The sequence below is a fragment of the Pseudomonas sp. CFSAN084952 genome, from assembly GCF_009648855.1.
Taxonomy (GTDB): domain Bacteria; phylum Pseudomonadota; class Gammaproteobacteria; order Pseudomonadales; family Pseudomonadaceae; genus Aquipseudomonas; species Aquipseudomonas paracarnis.
On sequence record NZ_CP045767.1, the window covers coordinates 638,555 to 661,784 of the forward strand.

The following is a 23,230-nucleotide window of genomic DNA, read 5'->3' on the forward strand; positions in this document are numbered from 1 at the left end:
ATGGGTTTCAATCTTTCCGAATGGGCGTTGCGTAATCGCCAGATTGTACTGTTCCTGATGATCCTGCTGGCCGTGGTTGGCACCTTGTCCTACACCAAGTTGGGACAAAGCGAAGACCCGCCCTTTACCTTCAAGGCCATGGTGATCAAGACCAACTGGCCTGGAGCCACGGCCCAGGAGGTCTCGCGCCAGGTCACTGAGCGAATCGAGAAAAAACTCATGGAGACCGGTGAGTATGAACGCATCGTGTCGTTCTCCCGTCCTGGTGAATCCCAGGTCACCTTTATTGCCCGTGATTCGATGCGTTCGGCGCAGATTCCTGAGTTGTGGTACCAGGTGCGCAAGAAAATCAGCGACATCCGCCACACCTTGCCGCCGGATATCCAGGGGCCGTTTTTCAACGACGAGTTCGGCACCACCTTCGGCAATATCTACGCCCTGACCGGCGACGGCTTTGACTATGCGGTGCTCAAGGACTACGCCGACCGCATCCAGATCCAGCTGCAACGCGTCCCGGATGTGGGCAAGGTCGAGCTGCTCGGCCTGCAGGACGAGAAGATCTGGATCGAGCTGTCCAACCTCAAGCTCGCCACCCTCGGCTTGCCTCTGGCTGCGGTACAACAGGCGTTGCAGGAGCAAAATGCGGTGTCCACCGCCGGCTTCTTTGAAACCCCCACCGAGCGCGTGCAACTGCGCGTTTCGGGCAACTTCAAGACAGTAGAGGAGATCCGCAACTTTCCGATACGCGTGGGGGATCGCACCTTCTGCATCGGTGACGTGGCTGACATCCATCGAGGCTTCAACGACCCACCGGCACCGCGCATGCGCTACATGGGCGCAGATGCCATCGGCCTGGCCGTGGCCATGCGCGACGGTGGCGACATCCTCGTACTGGGCAAGGCCCTTGAAGCGCAATTCGCACGCCTGCAAAAGAACCTTCCGGCAGGGATGGAGCTACGCAAGGTGTCGGACCAGCCGGCAGCTGTGAAGACCAGCGTCGGCGAATTCGTCCAGGTATTGGCTGAAGCGCTGGCGATTGTTTTGCTGGTAAGCTTTTTCTCCCTCGGCGTGCGCACCGGCATGGTCGTCGCCCTGGCGATTCCGCTGGTACTGGCGATGACCTTTGCCGCCATGTATTACCTGGGCATCGGCCTGCACAAGATTTCCCTGGGCGCCTTGGTCTTGGCCCTGGGCTTGCTGGTGGATGACGCGATCATCGCCGTGGAAATGATGGCGATCAAAATGGAACAGGGCTACGACCGCCTCAAAGCCGCGAGTTTCGCCTGGACCAGCACCGCATTCCCCATGCTCACCGGCACCCTGATCACGGCCGCAGGCTTCTTGCCGATTGCCACCGCGCAATCGAGCACTGGTGAATACACCCGTTCGATCTTCCAGGTGGTGACCATTGCACTGCTGGCCTCCTGGGTGGCGGCCGTGGTGTTTGTGCCCTACCTGGGGGAAAAACTCCTGCCCGACCTGGCGAAGATTCATGCGGCCAAACACGGCACCGACGGCCCGGACCCTTACGGCACACCCTTCTATCAGCGTGTAAGGCGTCTGGTGGAGTGGTGCGTGCAGCGGCGTAAAACCGTGATCGTGCTGACCCTGCTGCTGTTTATCGGCTCGGTTGCACTGTTTCGCTTCGTGCCGCAACAGTTCTTCCCGGCTTCCGGTCGCTTGGAGTTGATGGTCGACCTGAAACTGGCCGAAGGCGCTTCCCTGAGCAACACCGCCGAACAGGTCAAGCGCCTGGAGGCGTTGCTCAAGGAGCATGCCGGCATCAATAACTATGTCGCCTACGCGGGCACCGGTTCGCCACGGTTTTACCTGCCACTGGACCAGCAATTGCCCGCTGCCAGCTTCGCCCAGTTTGTGGTGCTGGCTAACACCATCGAGGAACGAGAAAGCCTGCGCACCTGGTTGATCGAAACCCTCAACGAGCAATTCCCCGCCCTGCGTTCGCGGGTCACGCGCCTGGAGAACGGCCCGCCCGTAGGCTACCCCGTGCAGTTTCGTGTGACTGGCGAGCACATCGAAGAAGTCCGTTCGCTGGCGCGCAAAGTGGCGGCCAAGGTTCGCGAAAATACCCATGTGGTGAATGTGCATCTGGACTGGGAAGAACCGAGCAAAATCGTATACCTGAATATCGACCAGGACCGTGCCCGTGCCCTGGGTGTGAGCACTGCCAACCTGTCGAAATTCCTGCAGAGTTCCCTGACCGGCGCCAGCGTCAGCCAGTATCGGGAGGACAACGAATTGATCGAGATCCTCCTGCGCGGCACGGTGCATGAGCGTAGCGAGCTGTCGCGCCTGCCGAGCCTGGCCGTGCCCACCGACAATGGTAAAAGCGTGGCGCTGTCGCAAATTGCCACCCTCGAATATGGATTCGAAGAAGGCATCATCTGGCGTCGCAACCGTCTGCCCACAGTGACCGTACGGGCCGATATCTATGGCAAGGAACAGCCGGCGACCCTCGTGCAGCAGATCTTGCCGACGCTCGCCGATGTGCGAGCCGAGCTGCCGGACGGCTATCTGTTGGAGGTGGGCGGTACGGTTGAAGACTCTGCGCGGGGGCAAAACTCGGTGAAGGCCGGCGTGCCGCTGTTTATCGTGGTGGTGCTGACCTTGCTGATGCTGCAACTGCGCAGCTTTTCGCGCACGGCCATGGTCTTTCTCACCGCACCGTTGGGGCTGATCGGCGTGACCCTGTTCCTGTTGGTGTTCCGCCAACCCTTCGGTTTCGTCGCCATGCTCGGCACCATCGCGCTGTCGGGCATGATCATGCGTAATTCGGTGATTCTGGTGGACCAGATAGAACAAGACATCAAGGCCGGCCTGGCACCCTGGCAGGCAATTATCGAAGCCACCGTCCGACGCTTTCGCCCGATTGTGCTGACGGCGCTGGCAGCGGTGCTGGCGATGATTCCGTTGTCGCGCAGTGTGTTCTTCGGGCCCATGGCTGTGGCGATCATGGGCGGGTTGATCGTGGCGACGGCGTTGACACTGTTGTTCTTGCCGGCGTTGTACGCGGCTTGGTTCAGGATCAGGAAGGACGTGGAGTAAATCTGTGACTGTTTTTGGGCGGGCCCAATGGGAACCTTTTTTTCAGGCTTGCCACAGATAGTTACCTGTTCGCAGGTACTTTATTCGGTGGTTTTTATCACGTGGATAACATTTCCAGAACGTTCATAGAGGCGAAATAGATATGTTCCTACAAGCATTGGGAAATTTTTACTCGGCATTCGGCATGATGCTGGGCGGCGGTCAGATGGGCGGCGCTTGCGCCAAACATTCACATAATGACTCCGTCAGTCGGCGTGAGCTTTCGGACGCGCTCAAATCGTTCAAATACGATCATCCCCAGCCCACCACTAATTTTACGATCAACAACAGCGTTTCCAACGCGAACAGCAATGCGAATACCAACGCTCAAATCGGCCGTTGAATGCGCTGAGTTCTGATATTCAGCCGTTGCAAACACTCTGCACCCGCAGAGTGTTTGCCGCGTTACGTCCCAGTACAAGTCGCTGGCGAAAGCTTAAAGTGCCCCAAACACCTTCTTGGCCAAGCTGGTGGCTGCCGCCGCCGGGTTCTTGCGAATGGTTTCTTCCTGCTGCGCAATCATCTTGAACAAACCATCCAGCGCCTGCTCGGTCACGTAGTTTTCGACGTTGGCGCTCTTGGCATCCACGGCGCCAAAGGCTGCGGCCTTGCCGGCCAGAGCGTTGTACTGCTGAGCCACGCCGACTTTGTCGGTGGCGGCCTTGACGATGGGCAGGAACTTGGCGCGAATTTCTTCACGGCTGCTTTTGTTCAGGTACTGGGTGGCGGAGTCCTGGCCTCCACTGAGAATGCCCTTGGCGTCGGTCACGCTCATGTTCTTCACGGCGTTGACCAGAATTGGCTGGGCCTGGGTCACGGCGGTTTCTGCGGCCTTGTTCATGCTGGTTTCCAGTTGCGTGACCTGGTCACCCATACCAAACATTTTAAGCTTGTCCGCGACTTTGCCGAGTTTGCCCGGCAGGCCGATCTTCACGTCCGGGTTGTTGCTGAAACCACCGGGCGTCCCTAGTTGTTTCACAGCAATCTGTGCACCTTGGGTCAAGGCATCCTTGAGGCCGCCGCTGGCGTCACCCTGGGACAGGCTGCCCAGATCCAGGGCCATGGCGTTGGCGCCGAACAGCAAGCCAGCACACAGGGCGGTGAGGCGAAGAGATTTGCGGAGCATGGGCGCTTCCTTATGAAGTGGGAATGATCAATGTGCGGCCGCATCTACCCGCAGGCGCAGCGGTTGTGGGTCCTGGCCGTTGAGTTGCACGGTGTGCCGCTCGGTGGTGATAAACAGTAGCTTGCCGTCCAGCTCGATACGAGCGCTGACCGAATAGGTGTGGCCCGGTTTGACCTGAGCCGGGTCATAGCTCAGGTGAAACGGCAGCGGCACCTGGCCTTTGACCGGGCCTTTCTGTTCGGCGAGGGTCACGGCCGGGGCGTCCATCAGGGACACGTCCTGCAGGCTGACACTCAAGGTGGCGGCCGGCGGCAGGGCGATGCGTTGCAGGTAGAACACTTCGCCGTCCAGACTGGCCTTTGGGGTTGGGGTCATCGAGTGGCAGGCTCCGAGCAGGGCGGTCAGGCCCAGAAGGATGAGTTTTTTCACGGTGCAACTCCTTTTCAACGGCGCCGGAATCCGCCCGACGCCTCGTTCAATTTAGCGCTTTTCTTCAGGAGGGGTGGCAACCGGTTCAGGCGCGGTCTCGGTTGCGCCGTCCACGCGGTGCAAGGCCACCTGGCGGATCGACAGGCGAATATCCGCCGGCAACACGCGTTTGGCCGCACCTTCTGCCAGTTCGCCGAGCAGGTCGTGATAGCCCAGCTTGCCGGCTTCATCGCGGCGCAGCACATCTTGCTCCAGCAACGTCTGGATGAAATGTCGGAAAAGGCTCTTGTCGAAGAATTCCGGAGCGTTGAGGCCGTGCAGGATTGACAGGCGCTGGGCCATGATCGTGCACAGGTCTTCCAGCTCTTCGGCGCTGATACTGTTCTGGCCGCTGTTGAGCAGCAACGAGATCGCCATGTAGAAGCGTTGCAGGGTCTGGGCGATGCTCTTGGACAGCAGCGTCAGCAGCACAAAGTGCCGCGAACTCGGCGCCGGGCGCAGGTACACGGCGTTTTCGAAACGCAGCAGGCCTTGTTCGACAAACGCGTCCAGCCATTGATCGACCACGTTGTCCAAGTCGTCCAAGGACCAACGAATAAACAGTTCCGATTGCAGGTACGGGTAAAGCGCGTGGGTGTAGCGCAGGATCTGTTCGCGACTCATCCGCGAGCTGCTCTGGAAGAAGCTCGCCAGCAACGCCGGCAGGGCGAAGATGTGCAGCACGTTGTTGCGGTAGTAGGTCATCAGGACGGCATTCTGCTCATCCAGATAAACGATTTTGCCCAGGGCGTCACTCTGCTCGGACAACAGGTTCATGTCCTTGACGTGCTTGATCAGCGCCAGGCCATCGCCTTCCGGCAGGGTGGTGTGGGGCGAGTAGGGCACACGACGCAACAGCGCCAGGTACAGGTCCAGCTGGCGGGCCATGGCCTGTTCATCCAGGGCCAGGCGGGTGGTGGACAGCAGGGCCAGCGCCACCAGGTTCACCGGGTTCACCGCAGCGGCTTCGTTCAAATGACGCGCCACCTGTTCGCCGAGGCGATTGGTGGTTTCGTTGAGCCAGGCCGGTTTGTAGTTCGGCCCCAGTTCCTGGGCGCGCCAGTCCGGTTGCTCGGCGTCGAGGAACTCTGCCAGCTTGATCGGTTCGCCAAAGTTGACTGCCACTTGGCCGAAGCGTTGCTTGAGCGCGCCGACCACTTTGAAGATATCGAAGATCGACTCTTTCTTCTTGCTGGCGCCACGCAGTTCGCCCAGGTAAGTGCGGCCTTCGAGGACACGCTCATAACCGATATACACCGGCACGAACACGATAGGCATGCGCGAGGAGCGCAAGAAGCTGCGCAGGGTGATCGCCAACATCCCGGTTTTCGGTTGTAGCATGCGCCCGGTGCGCGAGCGGCCGCCTTCGACGAAGTACTCCACCGGGAAGCCCTTGGTAAACAGGGTGTGCAGGTATTCGTTGAACACCGAGGTGTACAACGGGTTGCCCTTGAAGGTGCGGCGCATGAAAAACGCACCGCCACGGCGCAGCAGGCTGCCGATCACCGGCATGTTGAGGTTGATGCCGGCGGCGATATGCGGTGGGGTCAGGCCGTTCTTGAACAGCAGGTAGGACAGCAGCAGGTAGTCGATATGGCTGCGGTGGCAAGGCACGTAGATTACCTCGTAGCCTTGGGCCACCTTTTGCACGCCTTCGATGTTATTGACCTTGATGCCGTCGTAGATCTTGTTCCAGAACCAGCTCAAGACCACTTCCAGGAAGCGGATCGCGGTGTAGGTGTAGTCCGAGGCAATTTCGTTGCCATAGCGCAGGGCCAGGGCCTTGGCTTTTTCCGGGGCGATCTTTTCGCGTTCGGCCTCATCCGCAATGGCTTGGCGCACCAGCGGCATATTGACCAGGCCCTTCACCAGATTACGGCGGTGGGACAGGTCGGGGCCGATCACCGCCGTCTTCAGGTTACGAAAGTGCACACGCAAGATGCGCTGGGCCATGCGCACGGTGCGTTCGTGGCCTTTATTGTGCTCGATCAATTCGCGCAGGTTGATAGGCGCGGAGAATTGCACACGGGTCTTGCGCCCCAGGATCAGGATGCTCAACAACCGGCGTAGACGCCCGGTGACCGCCCAGCTGTCGGCGAATAAAAGCTTCCAGGGGCTGGACTCGCTTTCGGGGGATTGGCCCCAGAACACACTGACCGGAATGATTTGTGCATTCTCTTCGGCGTGTTCGGTGAGGGTATTGACCAGCCGCGTCAGGGTGGGTGGTGCGCCACGCTTGTCCTGGCGCCCAAGCCAATCCGGATCCGGCGTGAGGTAGAAGAACGCCGCAGGCTCCATCAACGGCCCCACTGACACTGGCAGCACCGGGCGTGGCAGGCCGGCCTTGGTGCACTCGGCGTCGACCACTGCCAACTCGGTGAGGGAGGGTGATTGCAGGACGTAGAAAACCGGCCGGCTGCGGTCCAGGTTAAGGGTGAGGGACGACTGGTTGATCGTCTCTGAGCGAACCCAGAGGTACAACAGTCGGCGCAAGGTGCCAAACACCAGACGGCGGAACGGGGAGCGGGTCATAGGCGAACTGCTTCAAGTGGAAAAAACCGAGCAGGCGCTCGGGCGGGTAGTGTGCCGTATTCGCCGAAAATCGGCAAAAAAGCAGCGATGTAAAGTTGAGTTGATGGTTTTTGAGCCTGTCTTATACTCGGCAGTTCAATGCGAGCGACTCAACAATAAAAAAACCAGTGGGAGTGAACAGATGACAACGCGTGAAACCGGCAATGTGAAGTGGTTCAACGATGCAAAGGGCTACGGCTTTATCCAGCGTGAAGATGGCAAGGATGTGTTTGTGCACTACCGCGCCATTCGCGGTGAAGGCCACCGCTCGTTGGCCGAAGGCCAGCAGGTGGAATACGCGGTGGTGACCGGCGAGAAGGGCTTGCAGGCGGAGGACGTGGTCGGCCTGTAACAACTTGGTCTTGATAACCCAATCAACTGTGGGAGCTGGCTTGCCTGCGATAGCATCACTGTGGTCTGACTGATAGACCAAGGTGTCTGCATCGCAGGCAAGCCAGCTCCCACATTGATTGGGTTGGCAATGGGCTGTCAGGCGGTTTTCCAAGTGATCTGTTCTTCACCGTCTACGCTGATGCGAATCCAGGTGTCGGCACTTTCCTCACCCTCTTCTTCAACCCAGGTGCCCGGCGCGCAGCGCACTTCGACGTTCAGCGCGACAAACGCGGCGCGGGCGCAGGCGATGTCGTCGTCCCACGGGGTCTGGTCGCTTTCCAGGTACAGGCTGTTCCATTTGCCCACTGCCTTGGGCAGCCAGGTCACCGGCACGCTGCCGGCCTTGCACTTGTAGGTCTGGCCTTTCTGGACCCAGTCGGTGCACGGGCCCAGGGCGGCGCCCAGCCAGGCGGCGATGGCCTTGTGATCGACGTCGGCGTCCTTCAGGTAAATCTCAATATCGGGTTGGCGCATGGATGTTCCTCGTTGCGGGATTCGAAAATCCATTCGCGGGTGGGTGAACGTCAGTCATTGAAGCACGAAATAATCGTAACGCATCGACACCGTGACCTGCAGCGGCTCGGCCGCCTCGATCACCTCGTGGCGGCGCTCGGCACTGGCTCGCCAGCCGTGGGGCGTCATCGCCAGCAGGTTGGCGCGGTCCTGGGCTTCGGCCAGGCTCAGGGTGAATTCCAGTGTTTCACTGTGTGCCAGGTGCATGCCATCCGGCACCAGGGCCAGATGTTTATCGTCGGTATACTCGCGTACCTCGTCGTAAAGACGCTCGCGCAGTTCCATCAAGTGGCCGCTGGTCGGGCCGACCTTCATCAAACCGCCGCCGGGACTGAGCAGGCGCTTGGCCTCTTGCCAATCCAACGGGCTGAACACGCTGGCGAGGAACTGGCAGCTGGCATCGGCCAATGGCACGCGGGCCATGCTGGCGATCAACCAGGTCAGCGCCGGGCTGCGTTTGCACGCGCGCTTGACCGCTTCCTTGGAGATATCCAGGGCATAGCCATCGGCGTGGGGTAGGGCCTGGGCAATTTGCGCGGTGTAGTAACCCTCGCCACACCCAATGTCGACCCAGCGCTGCGGTGCACGCTCGGCGGCCAGTTCGGCCAGGCGCTTGGCCACCGGGGCGTAGTGCCCGGCGTTGAGGAAGTCGCGGCGCGCCTCGACCATGGCCAGGTTATCGCCTGGGTCGCGGCTGTTCTTGTGCTGCACCGGCAACAGGTTCAGGTAACCCTGGCGCGCGCGATCGAAACGGTGCCCGGCCGGGCACGCCACGCCACTGTCCACCGCATTGAGCGGTGCGCTGCAAATGGGGCAGGCAAGCATCAGGCGAGCAACTTGATCAGGGTCTGGTAGTAGATTTCGGTCAGCACATCGAGGTCGCTGGCCAGGATGCGTTCGTTGACCTGGTGGATCGTCGCGTTGACCGGGCCCAGCTCGACCACCTGGGTGCCCAGCGTGGCGATAAAGCGCCCATCGGAGGTACCGCCGCTGGTGGATGCCTTGGTCTCACGCCCGGTGATCGCCTTGATACTGGCAGATACCGCATCCAGCAGCGCACCCGGCTCGGTGAGGAACGGCAGGCCCGATAGCGCCCAGTCCACATGCCAGTCCAGGCCATGTTTATCCAGGATCGCCGCGACCCGCTGTTGCAGGCCCTCGACGGTGGACTCGGTAGAGAAGCGGAAGTTGAATACCGCCGTCAGGTCGCCGGGGATCACGTTGGTGGCGCCGGTACCCGAATTGAGGTTGGAAATCTGGAAACTGGTCGGCGGGAAGAAGGCGTTGCCGTCATCCCAATGCTCGGCAGCCAATTCAGCCAGGGCCGCCGCAGCCAGGTGGATCGGGTTCTTCGCCAGATGCGGGTAAGCCACATGGCCCTGTACACCGCGCACGGTCAAGGTGGCACCGAGGGAGCCGCGACGGCCGTTCTTGACCACATCGCCCACCAGGGTCGTGCTCGACGGTTCGCCGACGATGCACCAGTCCAGGCGTTCCTTGCGCGCGGCCAGACGTTCGATCACCGCCTTGGTGCCATGGTGCGCCGGGCCTTCTTCGTCGCTGGTGATCAGGAAGGCGACCGAACCCTTGTGGTCCGGGTAGTCGGTGACGAAACGTTCCGCTGCCACCAGCATCGCTGCCAGGCTGCCTTTCATGTCAGCCGCGCCACGGCCACAGAGCATGCCGTTTTCATCGATCAACGCGTCGAACGGATCGTTCTGCCAGGCCTGTACCGGACCGGTCGGCACCACGTCGGTGTGACCGGCAAAGCACAGCACCGGACCTTCATGCTTGCCATGGGTGGCCCAGAAATTGTCCACATCTTCGATGCGCATCGGTTCAAGCGCAAAACCGGCGTCGCCCAGGCGCTGCATCATCAGCTTCTGGCAATCGGCATCGATCGGCGTGACCGACGGGCGACGGATCAGGTCGATGGCCAGTTGAAGGGTCGGCGAAAGGTCGGCATGGGCCGTCATGGGGGGAACTCCGGAAAGCGTGTGATGGGCGCAGGACGAATGTGGAAATACAGAGCCTGGAGCGACGCAACTCCAATGTGGGAGCTGGCTTGCCTGCGATAGCATCGCTGCGGTGTGCCTGTCAGACCGCGGCGTCTGTATCGCAGGCAAGCCAGCTCCCACATAGAATTGGGCCAGGCCAAGTCTCACAAAAGGGCCGTTATCTTATAGCAAAACGGCGGCCAAGGGCCGCCGTTTAGTGCATTGCGTCACTTTTTACGCCGCCGGTGCGGGCTCGGGCGCCGCCGAAGGTTTGGGCAGCGACGATAAGAACGCCATGATCAGCGCCGCCACATAGGGTAGCGACTGCACCAGCAACATCACGACCCAGAAGCGAATGTCGTTGCTCGGCAGGCCTTGCACCAGGTAGATCCCCAGCGCCGCGCCCCATAGCAGGAGCATGATGAACATTTCTTCGCGGGCTTCGGAAATCGCCACCCAGAAGCCGTGGTTATCGGCGTTTTTCGGCGTGCGGAAGAACGGAATGCTGGTGGTGAAGAAACCATACAGCACCGCCTTGGCGATGGTATGGGACAACGCCAAACCGGCCAGGGCCGCGCAGAACGCATCTTTCAAGTTCACGCCTACCGCACGACGGTAGAGGAAGATGATCTTGCCGACCTTGAACACGAACAACGCCAACGGCGGGATCGCGAAAATCAGCAATGGCGGGTCGACCCGAGTCGGCACGATGATCATCGCCGCAGACCACAACAGGGCGCCGACGGTAAAGAAGATGTTCATACCATCGGCCACCCACGGCAACCAGCCCGCGAGGAAGTGGTAGCGCTGACCGCGGGTGAGCTCGGTGTCCTTGCCACGTATCAGGCTGGCGGTGTGGCGCTTGATGATCTGGATCGCGCCATAGGCCCAGCGGAAACGCTGTTTCTTGAAGTCGATAAAGGTATCCGGCATCAAACCCTTGCCGTAGCTGTCGTGGTAGTACGCCGCCGACAAGCCTTTCTCGAACACACGCAGGCCCAGTTCGGCGTCTTCACAGATGCACCAGTCGGCCCAGCCCAGCTCTTCGAGCACCGAGCGGCGTGTCATGGTCATGGTGCCGTGCTGGATGATCGCGTCGCGGTCGTTACGGGTGACCATACCGATATGGAAGAAGCCCTTGTATTCGGCGTAGCAGAGCTTCTTGAAGGTGCTTTCGTTCTGGTCGCGGTAATCCTGGGGCGACTGCACCACGGCGATTTTCGGGTCGGCGAAGTGCGGCACCATGTGCTTGAGCCAGTTGGGCGATACGCAGTAGTCCGAGTCGATCACCGCGATCACTTCGGCATCCTTGGCGGTGTGCGGGATCAGGTAGTTCAGCGCGCCGCCCTTGAAACCGGCCAGGGGCGCGACGTGGAAGAACTTGAAGCGCGGGCCCAGGGTTTCGCAGTAATCGCGCACCGGCTCCCACACCGCCGGGTCCTTGGTGTTGTTGTCGATGATCAGGACTTCGTAGTCCGGATAGTCGAGGGCGGCCAGCGCGTCGAGGGTCTGTTTGACCATTTCCGGCGGCTCGTTGTAGCACGGCACATGGATCGACACTTTCGGGCGGTAGTCCGAATCGCCTTCCACGGGCAGGAATTCACGCCGACGCTTGTGGGTCCAGACTGCTTCCGCCAGCTCATGGGCTTCGGTCAGCAACACAATGAACACGCCCAGGGCGCCGAGTGCCAGCAACACACCGACCGTCACGCTGAACCAGGTGCTGTATTGCTGGCTGTAGTCGTAGCCGATCCAGACCAGCACCGACCCGCACAGGAACGCAATAAAGGTCAGGAAGGTGCGGCCACGCTGGCGCAGGGCCGAGCCATCGATCATCAACAGGGTCAGGGACAGCAGCGCAAGCACCACCGAACCGATGGCCAGTACCCGCCATTGCGGAATCGCCACCACCGGGCCGTCAAAATTGAATTTCTGCTGGCGCGCGGCGTTGAATACACCCCAATACGCACCCGCCGAACCTTCATCGCTGACCTTCCACGGCTGGTCGAAGGCCTCGATCACGAAGTAGTTGTAACCCTGGCGATTGAGCTTGTTGACCAGTGTACGCAGGTAAATCGCCTGGTCTGCCGGCGACGATTCATTGCCGCCGCGCATACGGCCGTTGCTCGGCCAGCCCACTTCCGACAGCAGCAGTGGCTTTTTCGGGAAGGCTTTCTTCAGGTCCTTGGCGCGGTCGAGGACGTACTGGCCGGCCTTGTCCATTGGGATGTATTCCCAGAATGGCAGGATGTGCGCGGCGATCAGGTCGACGTGCTTGGCCAGTTGCGGGTTCTTTTCCCAGATGTGCCATTGCTCGGAGGTGGTCACCGGGACTTTCACGGCGGCGCGCACGCGGTCGAGCAGCACGATCAGGGCTTCGGGGGTGATTTCTTCCCGGAACAACGCTTCGTTGCCCACCACTACGCGCACGACACTGCGCGAGGTGTTGGCGATCTCGATAGCGCGCTGGATCTCCCGCTCGTTACGCTCAAGGTCCGGGCTGATCCAGATCCCCAGGGTCACGCGCAGGCCAAACTCTTCGGCCAGCTTGGGAATATCCCCCAGGGGGCCGTCCACCGAGTAGGTACGGATGTTGTCCGTCAGCTTGCTCATGATCGCAAGGTCCTGACGCATCTGTTCGTCGGTAGGGTACTGGCCTTTCTGCGGGTACTGGCCTTGCTGGAACGGCGAGTAGGAAAAGCCGGAGATCTGATCGGGCCAGTTGGGAGCGGTGACCGGGCGGTTGATCAGCGCCCAGAAACCGGTGAACAGCGCGGCAATTGCCAGCACCACCACCAGGTTGAGTCCAAATTTACGCGATGCCATGGTTATGTCGGGTTCCAAAGGGTGCGGAACGAAAGAGGTGTCGGCCTGCGCCGAACGGCGCGCATCCTACACTGGCGCTTCCCTGAGCGTACAGCAGACAGAGAAAAGCCGGACGTTAGTCTGCGAAACTCCATCTAAGTTCTTCACTTGTAACTTGTAGCTTAAAACTTGCTGCTGCGTAGCCCTATAATGCGCGCCGGTTTTTGGGGTAATGATGATGAGTACAGAAGATCCGCGGTTTGCAGGCGTTGCCCGCTTGTACGGCCTTGAGGGCCTGGAACGCTTGAAAGCGGCCCATGTGGCGATTGTCGGCGTCGGCGGCGTGGGTTCCTGGGCGGCAGAAGCGATTGCCCGCTGCGGGGTGGGTGAGATTTCGCTGTTTGACCTGGACGATGTCTGCGTCAGCAACAGCAACCGCCAGTTGCATGCCCTGGACAGCACCGTGGGCAAGCCCAAGGTCGAAGTGATGGCTGAGCGCCTGCGCGGCATCAACCCCGATTGCACCGTGCACGCGGTGGCAGACTTCGTCACCCGCGATACCATGGCCGAGTACATCACGCCGACTATCGACTGTGTGATCGACTGCATCGACGCGGTCAACGCCAAGGCGGCGCTGATTGCCTGGTGCAAGCGCCGCAAGATCCAGATCATCACCACCGGCGGCGCCGGTGGGCAGATTGACCCCACGCTGATCCAGGTGTGTGACCTGAACCGCACCTTCAATGACCCGTTGGCCTCGAAAGTGCGCTCTACCTTGCGCCGCGATTATGGCTTTTCGCGCACCGTGACTCGTCATTACAGCGTGCCGTGCGTGTTTTCCACCGAGCAACTGCGCTACCCCAAGCCTGATGGCAGCATCTGCCTGCAGAAGAGTTTTGTCGGTGATGGCGTGAAGCTGGACTGCGCGGGCGGGTTTGGCGCGGTGATGATGGTCACAGCCACGTTCGGCATGGTGGCGGCCACCAAGGCGGTAGACAAGATCGTGGCGGGAGTGCGCAGGCCGTCGGAGCGCATCAAACCCAGCTAAATCTCATTGCCGAACATAGATCCAAATTGTGGGAGCTGGCTTGCCTGCGATAGCGGTGTGTCAGCCACTGAAAATACTGACTGATTCGCCGCTATCGCAGGCAAGCCAGCTCCCACATTATTTCTGTGTACGCGTCAGGTCTCGCATGCGTTGCAGTACGGCATTCAAGCCATTGCTGCGCGACGGCGATAACTGGCGCGACAAGCCCAGTTGATTGAACCAGTCAGGCAGGTCAACCGCTTGCAGTTCATCAGCCGACAGCCCATTGACCCGCGCCAGCAGCAACGCCACCAACCCACGAATCATCCGCGCCTCGCTGCTCGCCGTAAACTGCCAATGGCCGTCCTGCAAACGCCCCACCAGCCACACCAGGCTTTCGCAACCTTGCACCAGGTTGGCGTCGACCTTTTCATCATCGGCCAGGGCGGGCAAGCGTTCACCCCATTGCATCAGCACCCGGGCGCGCTGCTCCCAACTGCCAATGGCCTGGAACGCTTGCAGTGCGGCGTGTGCCTCCAGCGGCAAGCTCATCGCAGCATGTCCAGCGCCTGGTCCAACGCTTCAAAAAAGCGCTCCAGGTCGTCGGAATCGTTGTAGAGCGCCAGTGAAACGCGGATGGCGCCTGACAGATTCATCGCCTTCAACAGCGGCATTGCGCAGTGGTGACCGGCACGCACAGCAATGCCTTGCTCGGTCAGCAGGTGGGCGAGGTCGGCGTTGTGCACGCCCTCCACCACAAAACTCACCAGCGCCACCTGCGGCGATCCCAGCACGCGTACGCCATTGCGGGCCTTAAGCCCACGCAGCAGGTAGTCATGCAGGGCGGCTTCGTGGGCGATCACCGCCGAGGGATCCAGTGAACTCAGGTAATCCAGGCTCGCGCCCAGGCCGATCACACTGGCAATCGGAGGAGTGCCGGCCTCGAAACCCAGCGGCGCGGGGCGAAAGCTGGCGCTGTGGTAGTCGGCCTGTTGCACCATCTCGCCGCCGAACTGCCAGTGGCGCAGGTGGTGCAGGGCCTCATTACGGCCATACAGCACACCCACGCCGTCCGGGCCGTAGAGTTTGTGGCTGGAAAATACGTAGAAGTCGCAGCCCAGGGCCTGCACGTCGTGACGGCCATGGACGATGCCTTGGGCGCCGTCCACCACCGTGAGGGCGCCGTGTGCCTGGGCCATCATCAGCAAGGCTGGCAGCGGCTGCCAGGCACCGAGCACGTTGGATAACTGGCTCACCGCCAGCAAGCGTGTGCGTGGGCCAATCAAGCTGGCCGCGGCGTCCAGGTCGATGACGCCGTCATCGTCCAGAGGCAAGACCACCAGTGTGAGTGCGCGGCGTTTGGCCAATTGCTGCCAGGGCAACAGGTTGGCGTGGTGTTCCAGGGCGCTGATGGCAATCTCATCGCCCGCATTGAATAAGTGCTCCAGGCCATAGGCCAGGAGGTTCAGCGCAGAGGTTGCGCCGTGGGTAAACACGACCTGCCCGCTGTCACCTGCGTTCAACCACTGCGCGACCTTGCTGCGGCTGTCTTCGAACGCCTGGGTCGCATGGGCTCCAGGCAAATGCTGAGCACGGTGCACATTGGCTGCGCCATTGGCGTAGTGATGACTGATGGCATCCAGCAGGGCTTGGGGTTTTTGCGTGGTCGCGGCGCTGTCCAGATAGGTCTGGTCTTGCCGTTGCAGGGTGGCGATGGCCGGGAAATCGGCGCGCCAGGGGGAGGGCACAAGCATGGTGATCAAGACTCGTATAAGCGAGCCGCCCCCGAAGGTGCGGCCCGCTAGTGGCATCGAGTGGCTGCTTAGTTGTGAGCGTGCAGCGCTTCGTTCAGTTCGATGGCCGATTTGTGGGTTTTGCACTCCACGGCACCGGTCTCGGAGTTACGACGGAACAGCAGGTCTGGCTGGCCAGCCAACTCACGCGCCTTGACCACCTTGACCAGTTGGTTCTGCTCATCCAGCAGGGCAACCTTGGTGCCGGCGGTGATGTACAGGCCCGACTCCACGGTGTTGCGGTCGCCCAATGGGATACCGGTACCGGCGTTGGCGCCGATCAGGCAGCCTTCGCCCACCTTGATCACGATATTGCCGCCGCCCGACAGGGTGCCCATGGTGGAGCAACCGCCGCCCAGGTCCGAGCCCTTGCCGACGAATACGCCCGCCGATACGCGGCCTTCGATCATGCCCGGGCCTTCGGTGCCCGCGTTGAAGTTGACGAAGCCTTCGTGCATCACGGTGGTGCCTTCGCCTACGTACGCGCCCAGGCGGATACGAGCAGCGTCAGCGATACGCACGCCAGCCGGTACGACGTAGTCGGTCATTTTCGGGAACTTGTCCACCGAGAACACTTCCAGCAGGTCGCCACGCAGGCGCGCTTCCAGTTGGCGCTCGGCCAGTTCATTGATGTCGATAGCGCCCTGGCTGGTCCAGGCCACGTTCGGCAACTGCGGGAACACCCCGGCCAGGCTCAGGCCGTGGGGCTTGACCAGGCGATGGGACAGCAGGTGCAGCTTGAGGTAGGCCTCAGGCGTGGAGGTCAGCGCTGCGTCTTCGGCCAGCAAGGTCGCGACCAGCGGCGTGTGGCTTTCGGCCAGGCGGCTGAGCAGGGCGGCCTGGGTAGCATCGACGCCTTTGAGCGCGTCGGCCAGTTGCAGGGCCTGGCTCACGGTGAAGGTGATCGCCTGGTTGCCTTCGGTGTAACCGAGGATCGGTGCGATGGCGGCAACGATTTCAGCCGACGGGTTGAGCAAGGGCTGTGCGTAAAACACTTCCAGCCAAGCACCTTGGCGGTTCTGAGTGCCGACGCCGAAGCCCAGGCTGAACAGGGAATTGGACATGCTGTTACCTCTACAAAAATGGAAGGCTGGCCTACTTGAGGGCCGCCGAATAACTATCTGGCTTGAAGCCAATCAGGGTTCTGTCACCGAGATCGAGCACCGGGCGCTTGATCATCGAGGGTTGTGCGAGCATCAATTCAATGGCTTTCGACTGATCGAGATCGGCTTTGCGTTCGTCTTCGAGTTTGCGAAAGGTGGTGCCCGCACGGTTCAAAACCACCTGCCAACCGTGCTCGTTGCACCATTGGGTCAAGTGTTCGCGGTCGATACCGGCTGTTTTGTAGTCATGGAACTCATAGCTCACCCCGTGCTCATCGAGCCAGGTGCGCGCCTTTTTCATGGTGTCGCAGGCTTTGATGCCGAAAAGGTGCAAGGTTTTGCTTGAAGCACTCAAGGAATTGCCCCCCTTTGGACGTATGAAAATGAAAGATCGCCGATTATGCCACGACCAGCGGGTTTCGGCGCCGCTCGTCAACAGCGTGCGACTTTTGCGCAAAGTGCCAGTGCGCAGCATAGGCGAGTAACATAGCCAGGTAACATAGCCGGGTAATATGGCACTTCAACGGCCAGTTGTTGCCTGATGTGTCGTTGCAAGTCGATTGTCCGGGAAACCCGCGTTATGCAAACCGCCTACACCGTTCTTATCCTGCTGATGCTGGTCAGCCTTTCGCGCCTGGTCGGGCGCATCATCCCACTGCCGTTGCCCCTGGTGCAGATCGCCGCCGGCGCCTTGCTGGCCTGGCCCACGTTGGGGCTGCATGTGGCGCTGGACCCGGAGCTGTTCCTGTTTCTGTTCCTGCCACCGCTGCTGTTTTCCGATGGTTGGCGCATGCCCAAGCGCGAGTTGTGGCGCCTGCGTGGTCCGATCCTGACGTTGGCGGTGGGGCTGGTGCTGTTCACCGTGGTGGGCGCTGGTTACTTTATTCATTGGTTGCTGCCCTCGATCCCCTTGCCGGTGGCCTTTGCCCTGGCAGCGGTTTTATCCCCGACGGACGCCGTGGCAGTGTCGGCCATTTCCCAGAATCGTTTGCCCAAGCCGCTGATGCACATGCTCCAGGGCGAAGCCTTGATGAATGACGCGTCGGGCCTGGTGACCTTCAAATTTGCCCTGGCCGCGGCGTTGACCGGGGTCTTTTCCCTGGCGGATGCCAGCCTGACGTTTGTACTGGTGGCAGTGGGTGGGTTGGCGATCGGCGTGGCGCTGAGCTGGCTGGTCGGCCGCCTGCGCGCCTGGATGATCGCGCGCGGTTGGGATGACCCGGCGACCCATGTGGTGTTCATGTTGCTGCTGCCCTTTGCTGCGTACGTACTGGCTGAACGCCTGGGCGCGTCCGGCATTCTCTCGGCGGTGGCGGCGGGCATGATGCAAAGCTGGCTCGACCTGCTGCCGCGCCAGACCAGCACGCGTTTGCTCAACCGCAGCGTCTGGTCGCTGCTGGAGTTTGCCTTCAATGGCCTGATTTTCCTGCTGCTCGGCCTGCAATTGCCGGACATCATCAAGGCTGTGGTCAGTCATGAAACCACGCTGTGGCCCACCTTGATGTATCGCTGCCTGGATGTGGTGGCGATCTTCCTGGTGCTGGTGGTATTGCGCTTTATCTGGGTGCAGAGCATCTGGCGGCTGTCGGGGTTGCTGCGCAGGCTGCGTGGCAAAAGCGCGCTGACCCTGGTGCCGACGGCCCGCTCCTGCTGGTTACTGACCGTCGGCGGTGTTCGCGGAGCGGTGACCCTGGCGGGCGTCATGTCGGTGCCCTTGTTGCTGGCGCCGGGCCAGGATTTCCCTGAGCGTGACCTGCTGATCTTTATCGCTGCCGGGGTGATCCTGCTGTCGCTGGTCGCTGCCTGCATCGCGCTGCCGTTACTGCTGCGTGGCGTCGAAAAAGGCCCGGATGAAAAACGCCACAACGAAGTGCGCGAGGCCTGGAAAAAGACCGCCGTGGCTGCAATCCATGCACTGGAGGCCCAGGAACCCGCTGAAGCCGAAACACCGGACGCCGCTCAAGCGGCACTGGCCACCGAGCTCAAGGCGCGGCTGATGGCGGAGTATCGTCATCAACTGGACGTGTTTAATGATTCGGCTGAAGCCCAGGCGCTGGCGCTGCAGATGGACCAATTGGAGCGCAAGCTGCGGCTCAAGGCCCTACGCGCGCAACGGTTGGAGTTGTACAGCTTGAGCCGTCATCACCAGATTGGTGATGACGTGTTGAGGGAGGTGTTGGCGGAGTTGGATATGAGCGAGGCGAATTTGGGTCACATGAAGTGACCGGTAGGCCCTTAACGGCGACGCTGGATAAAGTCGCGAATCCGCTCAGCCGCTTCCACGCATTCGGCTAACGGCGCAACCAATGCCAGGCGCACACGCCCCGCGCCAGGGTTAAAGCCGTCCACTTCGCGCGACAGGTAAGAGCCCGGCACCACCGTCACATGTTCTTCCACGAACAAATCGCGGCAGAAAGTGGCGTCGTCACCCTCTACATTCGGCCACAGGTAAAAGCCGCCGTCCGGGCTTTGCACGTCCAGCACCGGCTTGAGGATCGCCAGCACCGCGTCGAATTTCTCGCGGTACAGGTCACGGTTGGCCAGTACGTGGGCTTCGTCCTGCCAGGCCACAATGCTTGCAAGCTGGGTTTGCACGGGCATCGCGCAGCCGTGGTAGGTGCGGTACAGCAAAAAGGCCTTGAGGATCTCGGCGTCGCCGGCCACGAAGCCTGAGCGCAGGCCTGGCAGGTTGGAGCGCTTGGACAGGCTGTGGAACACCACGCAACGCTTGAAGTCCTGGCGCCCCAGCTCGACGCAGGCGCTGAGCAGGCCCGGCGGTGGGGTTTGCTCGTCGAAGTACAACTCGCTGTAGCACTCGTCGGCGGCGATGACGAAGTCATATTCGTCGGCCAGGGCGATGAGTTTTTTCAGGGTGTCGACCGGGATCAGCGCGCCGGTCGGGTTGCCTGGGGAGCACAGGAACAGGATCTGGCAACGTTTCCAGATGTCGGGGGAGACGGCGTCGAAGTCCGGGTTGAAGCCATTGCTGTCCAGGCACGGCAGGTAATGCGGCTTGGCCCCGGCCAGGAACGCGGCGCCTTCGTAGATCTGGTAGAACGGGTTGGGGCTCACCACCAGCGCGTCGTCGCCACGGTTGACCACGGTCTGGGTGAAGGCAAACAGCGCCTCGCGCGTACCGTTGACCGGCAGGATGTTGCGTGCCGGGTCCAGCCAGCCCTTGGGCACGTTGAAGCGACGTTCGCACCAGGCGCCGATGGCTTCGCGCAGGGCCGGAATACCCAAGGTGGTGGGGTACACCGCCATTTGATCGAGGTTATTGCTCAAGGCCTCGGCAACGAAGGCCGGTGAGGTGTGCTTGGGCTCGCCGATGGATAGCGCAATCGGGCGCTTGTCCGCGTTCGGCGTCACGCTGCCGAGCAGAGCGCGCAGTTTCTCGAAGGGGTAGGGCTGCAACTGGTTAAGGGCGTTGTTCATATAAGCCTCTGTCACGGTGAGCGCGGATCCTGTGGGAGCTGGCTTGCCTGCGATGGCCTCACTGCGGTCGACCTGACGCACCGAGGTGTCTGCATCGCAGGCAAGCCAGCTCCCACATGACTCCTGTTCACAAAGTTAAAAATTCAAATGGTCAGGCGTGTCAGCTCGACGCCGGGTTCCTGGCTCACGCTCAATTGCTCCACGATCGCCGCTTGCAAACGCAGGCACAGCTGCGGGTCGGACAGCGGCTGGTTATCGGCATCGGTGATAAAGAACACGTCTTCCACACGCTCGCCCAGGGTCGCAATCTTGGCGTTCTGCAACGACAGGTCGAACTCCAGGAAAATCCCGCCGATGCGTGCCAGCAGGCCCGGGCGATCCGGTGCGCTGAGCTCCAGCACCGTCACCGGTCGCTGTGCGTCGTTGGAGATGGTCACCTGGGGCGCAAAGGCAAAGTGCTTGAGCTGGCGCGGCACCCGGCGCTGGATGATGGTGGGGTAGTCGTCGGGGTTGCGCAGGGCTTCGGTAAGACCTTCGCGGATCTTTTTCACCCGCGCCGGGTTATCGCCAATTGAGTCGCCGTCGGTGTCGAGCACGATGTAGGTGTCGAGGGTGAACTGGCTGCTGGAGGTGATGACCCGGGCGTCATGGATGTTCAGGTTGAGCTGGTCCATGGCCGCCACGGTCACGGCAAAGAAGTCGTGCTGGTCGGGGGCGTAGATGAAGATCTGCGTGCCGCCTTCGAATTCGCGCTGGGTGGTTTCCTTGATCAGGACCAACGGGCCGCCATCGGCGGGTTGCTGCAGGATCGCGTCGCTGTGCCAGGCCACGTCGCCGGCGGTGTGGCGCAGGAAGTAATCGTCACCCAGTTGCGACCAGAGTTGCTCGACGTCGTCCGGGTCGTTACCGCCGCGCACCAGGATATCCAGGGCTGCGCTTTGGGTACGGCGGATCTGCTCTTCGCGGTCCACCGGGTTCTCCAGGCCACGGCGCAGGGCGCGCTTGGTCTCGGTGTACAGCTGGCGCAACAGGCTGGCGCGCCAGGAGTTCCACAGCGTCGGGTTGGTGGCGTTGATGTCGGAGACGGTCAGCACATACAGGTAATCCAAGCGGGTTTCATCGCCGACGATGCCGGCAAAGTCGTGGATCACCTGCGGGTCGGACAAGTCCTTGCGCTGGGCCGTGGTCGACATCACCAGGTGGTTCTGCACCAGCCAGACAATCAGGCGGCTGTCCCACACCGGCAACTGGTGGCGCTGGCAGAAGGCTTCGGCATCGACCGCGCCGATCTCCGAGTGGTCGCCATGCCTGCCCTTGCCGATGTCGTGGTACAAGCCGGCCAGGTAAATCAACTCGGGCTTGGGCAGCTTGGCCATCAGCTTACTGGCCAGCGGGAATTTCTCTGACACCTGGGTGTACTGCAACTTACGCAGATGCTTGATCAGGTTCAGGGTGTGGGCATCGACGGTATAGATATGGAACAGGTCGTGTTGCATCTGCCCGACGATAAAGCCGAACTCCGGCAGGTAGCGCCCGAGAATGCCGTAGCGGTTCATGCGCCGCAGGTTGCGATGGATGCCGATGCGGCACTTGAACAGCTCGATAAACAGGCTGGTGTTGCGGATATCGTTGCGAAAGTCGTCGTCGATCAGGTGACGGTTTTCCCGCAGCAAGCGGATGGTGTCGGCGCGCACGCCTTTGATCTCCGGCTGCTGGGCCATCAACACAAAGATTTCCAGCATGGCGAACGGTGTGCGGCGGAACACGTTGTCGTTACGCGCTTCGATATAGCCGTCATGCAGTTGGAAACGCGCGTTGATCGGCTGCGGCGGCGCTTCATCTTCGGGAGCCAGGATCACTTCTTCGAAGTGCTGGATAATCAAGTCGCTGAGCTGAGCAATGCTCATGACCACCCGGTAGTACTGCTGCATGAAGCTTTCAATGCTGGTCTTCGCATCTTCGCCTTCAAAGCCCAGAAGGGTAGCGATAGAGCGCTGGTGGTCGAAGAGCAGGCGGTCTTCGGAACGACCAGCCAGCATGTGCAGGGCGTAGCGCACCTTCCACAGGAATTCCTGGGACGAGGCCAGCAGAGTGTTTTCGCTCTCCACCAGAAAGCCTTCGCCAGCCAGGGCGCGCAGGTTCAGCGTGCCGTATTGGCGGCGCGCTACCCACAAAATCGTCTGGATATCCCGCAGCCCGCCCGGTGAGCCTTTGACGTTGGGTTCCAGGTTGTATTCGGTGTCGTTGTACTTGTGGTGCCGGGCTTTTTGTTCGGCGCGCTTGGCCAGGAAAAAGTCTTTGCTTGGCCACATGTGTGCGGTGCTGGTGACTTCGAGCATGCGCTGGCGCAGGCGCTCGGGGCCACAGATGGTGCGGCTTTCCATCAGGTTGGTGACCACCGTCAGGTCCGCACGGGCCTCTTCCGCGCATTCGTCCACCGAGCGTACGCTCTGGCCGACTTCCAGGCCGATGTCCCACAGCAACGTCAGAAAGCGCTCGATGGAATCGCGAAAGGTCTCGTGATCGGCTTTGTCCAGCAGGATCAGCAGGTCAATGTCGGAGTAGGGGTGCAGTTCGCCGCGACCGTAGCCGCCGACCGCCACCAGGGCGATATCGGCGTCGAAACTCCAATTGAACTGCTCCCAGGCCTTTTGCAGGATGTTATCGACGAACCAGGCGCGGTCTTCGATCAGGCGGCGAATATCCCGGCCACTGCGAAAGCGCGCATCGAGCACCTCGCGGGCTTGGCGGATGGCCTTCTTGAAGGCGGCGATGGGGCTTGCCTTCAATGCCAGTTCGGCCTGGAACTGGCCACGGTCGAAGAGTTCGGGATCCACCTGGGGCATCGATCGGCTTTCCTTTCTATCTATCAGTCAGTCACAACACGCTGTGGG

The 23,230-nt window shown here is 61.1% G+C and carries 18 protein-coding genes; 5 read left to right on the top strand and 13 right to left on the bottom strand.

Translation table 11 applies throughout. From position 1 onward, the window contains the following. On the top strand, positions 1-3,066 hold the full coding sequence (locus tag GH769_RS02940; RefSeq protein WP_032903257.1) for an efflux RND transporter permease subunit: 3,066 nt from the start codon (positions 1-3) through the stop codon (positions 3,064-3,066). Between the two features lie 142 nt (positions 3,067-3,208). Continuing rightward, positions 3,209-3,448 (top strand): hypothetical protein, encoded by a 240-nt coding sequence (locus tag GH769_RS02945; protein ID WP_014717217.1) that lies wholly within the window; start codon positions 3,209-3,211, stop codon positions 3,446-3,448. 93 nt (positions 3,449-3,541) lie between these two features. Here GH769_RS02945 and GH769_RS02950 read toward each other — a convergent pair whose 3' ends face one another. From GH769_RS02950 to plsB, 3 genes are read right to left on the bottom strand one after another with little or no spacing between them, the layout of a single operon-like run. Then, on the bottom strand, positions 3,542-4,231 hold the full coding sequence (locus tag GH769_RS02950) for a DUF4197 domain-containing protein (protein ID WP_003189124.1): 690 nt from the start codon (positions 4,229-4,231) through the stop codon (positions 3,542-3,544). A 27-nt stretch (positions 4,232-4,258) separates the two neighbouring features. Further along, complete coding sequence (locus GH769_RS02955; protein ID WP_014717218.1) at positions 4,259-4,660, bottom strand: YbaY family lipoprotein; 402 nt, start codon at positions 4,658-4,660, stop codon at positions 4,259-4,261. A gap of 51 nt (positions 4,661-4,711) precedes the next feature. Continuing rightward, positions 4,712-7,231 carry a glycerol-3-phosphate 1-O-acyltransferase PlsB gene (gene plsB / locus GH769_RS02960; protein ID WP_020300960.1) on the bottom strand — a complete coding sequence of 840 codons (2,520 nt, stop codon included), beginning with the start codon at positions 7,229-7,231 and terminating at the stop codon, positions 4,712-4,714. 181 nt (positions 7,232-7,412) lie between these two features. On the opposite strand from plsB, the gene GH769_RS02965 reads away from it, so the two are divergent. Further along, positions 7,413-7,622: a cold-shock protein gene (locus GH769_RS02965; protein ID WP_003189131.1), complete on the top strand. Its 210-nt coding sequence runs from the start codon at positions 7,413-7,415 to the stop codon at positions 7,620-7,622. Positions 7,623-7,759: 137 nt separating this feature from the next. Here GH769_RS02965 and GH769_RS02970 read toward each other — a convergent pair whose 3' ends face one another. From GH769_RS02970 to GH769_RS02985, 4 genes are all read right to left on the bottom strand, one after another. Next, positions 7,760-8,137 carry a hypothetical protein gene (locus tag GH769_RS02970; protein ID WP_032903256.1) on the bottom strand — a complete coding sequence of 126 codons (378 nt, stop codon included), beginning with the start codon at positions 8,135-8,137 and terminating at the stop codon, positions 7,760-7,762. 54 nt (positions 8,138-8,191) lie between these two features. Next, on the bottom strand, positions 8,192-9,001 hold the full coding sequence (locus GH769_RS02975; RefSeq protein WP_032903254.1) for a putative RNA methyltransferase: 810 nt from the start codon (positions 8,999-9,001) through the stop codon (positions 8,192-8,194). Further along, the gene (gene dapE / locus GH769_RS02980; protein WP_005785553.1) at positions 9,001-10,152 is read right to left on the bottom strand and encodes a succinyl-diaminopimelate desuccinylase; all 1,152 of its coding nucleotides are present in this window, start codon (positions 10,150-10,152) and stop codon (positions 9,001-9,003) included. Before dapE ends, GH769_RS02975 begins: the two co-directional genes overlap by 1 nt. A 255-nt stretch (positions 10,153-10,407) precedes the next feature. After that, entirely contained in the window at positions 10,408-12,999 is a 2,592-nt protein-coding gene (locus GH769_RS02985) for a glycosyltransferase (RefSeq protein ID WP_014717222.1), read from the bottom strand. Between the two features lie 217 nt (positions 13,000-13,216). Here GH769_RS02985 and tcdA point away from each other — a divergent pair, with 217 nt between their 5' ends. Next, the gene (tcdA, locus tag GH769_RS02990) at positions 13,217-14,026 is read left to right on the top strand and encodes a tRNA cyclic N6-threonylcarbamoyladenosine(37) synthase TcdA (protein ID WP_019817865.1); all 810 of its coding nucleotides are present in this window, start codon (positions 13,217-13,219) and stop codon (positions 14,024-14,026) included. A 117-nt stretch (positions 14,027-14,143) separates the two neighbouring features. Here tcdA and GH769_RS02995 read toward each other — a convergent pair whose 3' ends face one another. The 4 genes from GH769_RS02995 to GH769_RS03010 all read right to left on the bottom strand — a co-directional run bounded on the left by GH769_RS02995 (position 14,144) and on the right by GH769_RS03010 (position 17,202). Continuing rightward, entirely contained in the window at positions 14,144-14,557 is a 414-nt protein-coding gene (locus GH769_RS02995) for a SufE family protein (RefSeq protein WP_014717224.1), read from the bottom strand. Continuing rightward, positions 14,554-15,759: an aminotransferase class V-fold PLP-dependent enzyme gene (locus GH769_RS03000; RefSeq protein WP_032903252.1), complete on the bottom strand. Its 1,206-nt coding sequence runs from the start codon at positions 15,757-15,759 to the stop codon at positions 14,554-14,556. The genes GH769_RS02995 and GH769_RS03000 overlap by 4 nt, the downstream gene beginning before the upstream one ends. Positions 15,760-15,827: 68 nt before the next feature. Then, positions 15,828-16,862, bottom strand: a complete 1,035-nt coding sequence (gene dapD / locus GH769_RS03005) for a 2,3,4,5-tetrahydropyridine-2,6-dicarboxylate N-succinyltransferase (protein ID WP_014717226.1) — start codon at positions 16,860-16,862, stop codon at positions 15,828-15,830. Between the two features lie 31 nt (positions 16,863-16,893). Beyond that, entirely contained in the window at positions 16,894-17,202 is a 309-nt protein-coding gene (locus tag GH769_RS03010; RefSeq protein ID WP_229999207.1) for an arsenate reductase, read from the bottom strand. A gap of 279 nt (positions 17,203-17,481) precedes the next feature. Here GH769_RS03010 and GH769_RS03015 point away from each other — a divergent pair, with 279 nt between their 5' ends. Next, entirely contained in the window at positions 17,482-19,125 is a 1,644-nt protein-coding gene (locus GH769_RS03015) for a Na+/H+ antiporter (RefSeq protein ID WP_014717228.1), read from the top strand. 11 nt (positions 19,126-19,136) lie between these two features. Here GH769_RS03015 and dapC read toward each other — a convergent pair whose 3' ends face one another. Both dapC and GH769_RS03025 read right to left on the bottom strand, forming a co-directional pair. Continuing rightward, positions 19,137-20,336 (bottom strand): succinyldiaminopimelate transaminase, encoded by a 1,200-nt coding sequence (gene dapC, locus GH769_RS03020; RefSeq protein ID WP_153649479.1) that lies wholly within the window; start codon positions 20,334-20,336, stop codon positions 19,137-19,139. Positions 20,337-20,479: 143 nt separating this feature from the next. Next, positions 20,480-23,182, bottom strand: a complete 2,703-nt coding sequence (locus tag GH769_RS03025) for a [protein-PII] uridylyltransferase (protein WP_014717230.1) — start codon at positions 23,180-23,182, stop codon at positions 20,480-20,482. Positions 23,183-23,230: the final 48 nt, after the last annotated feature.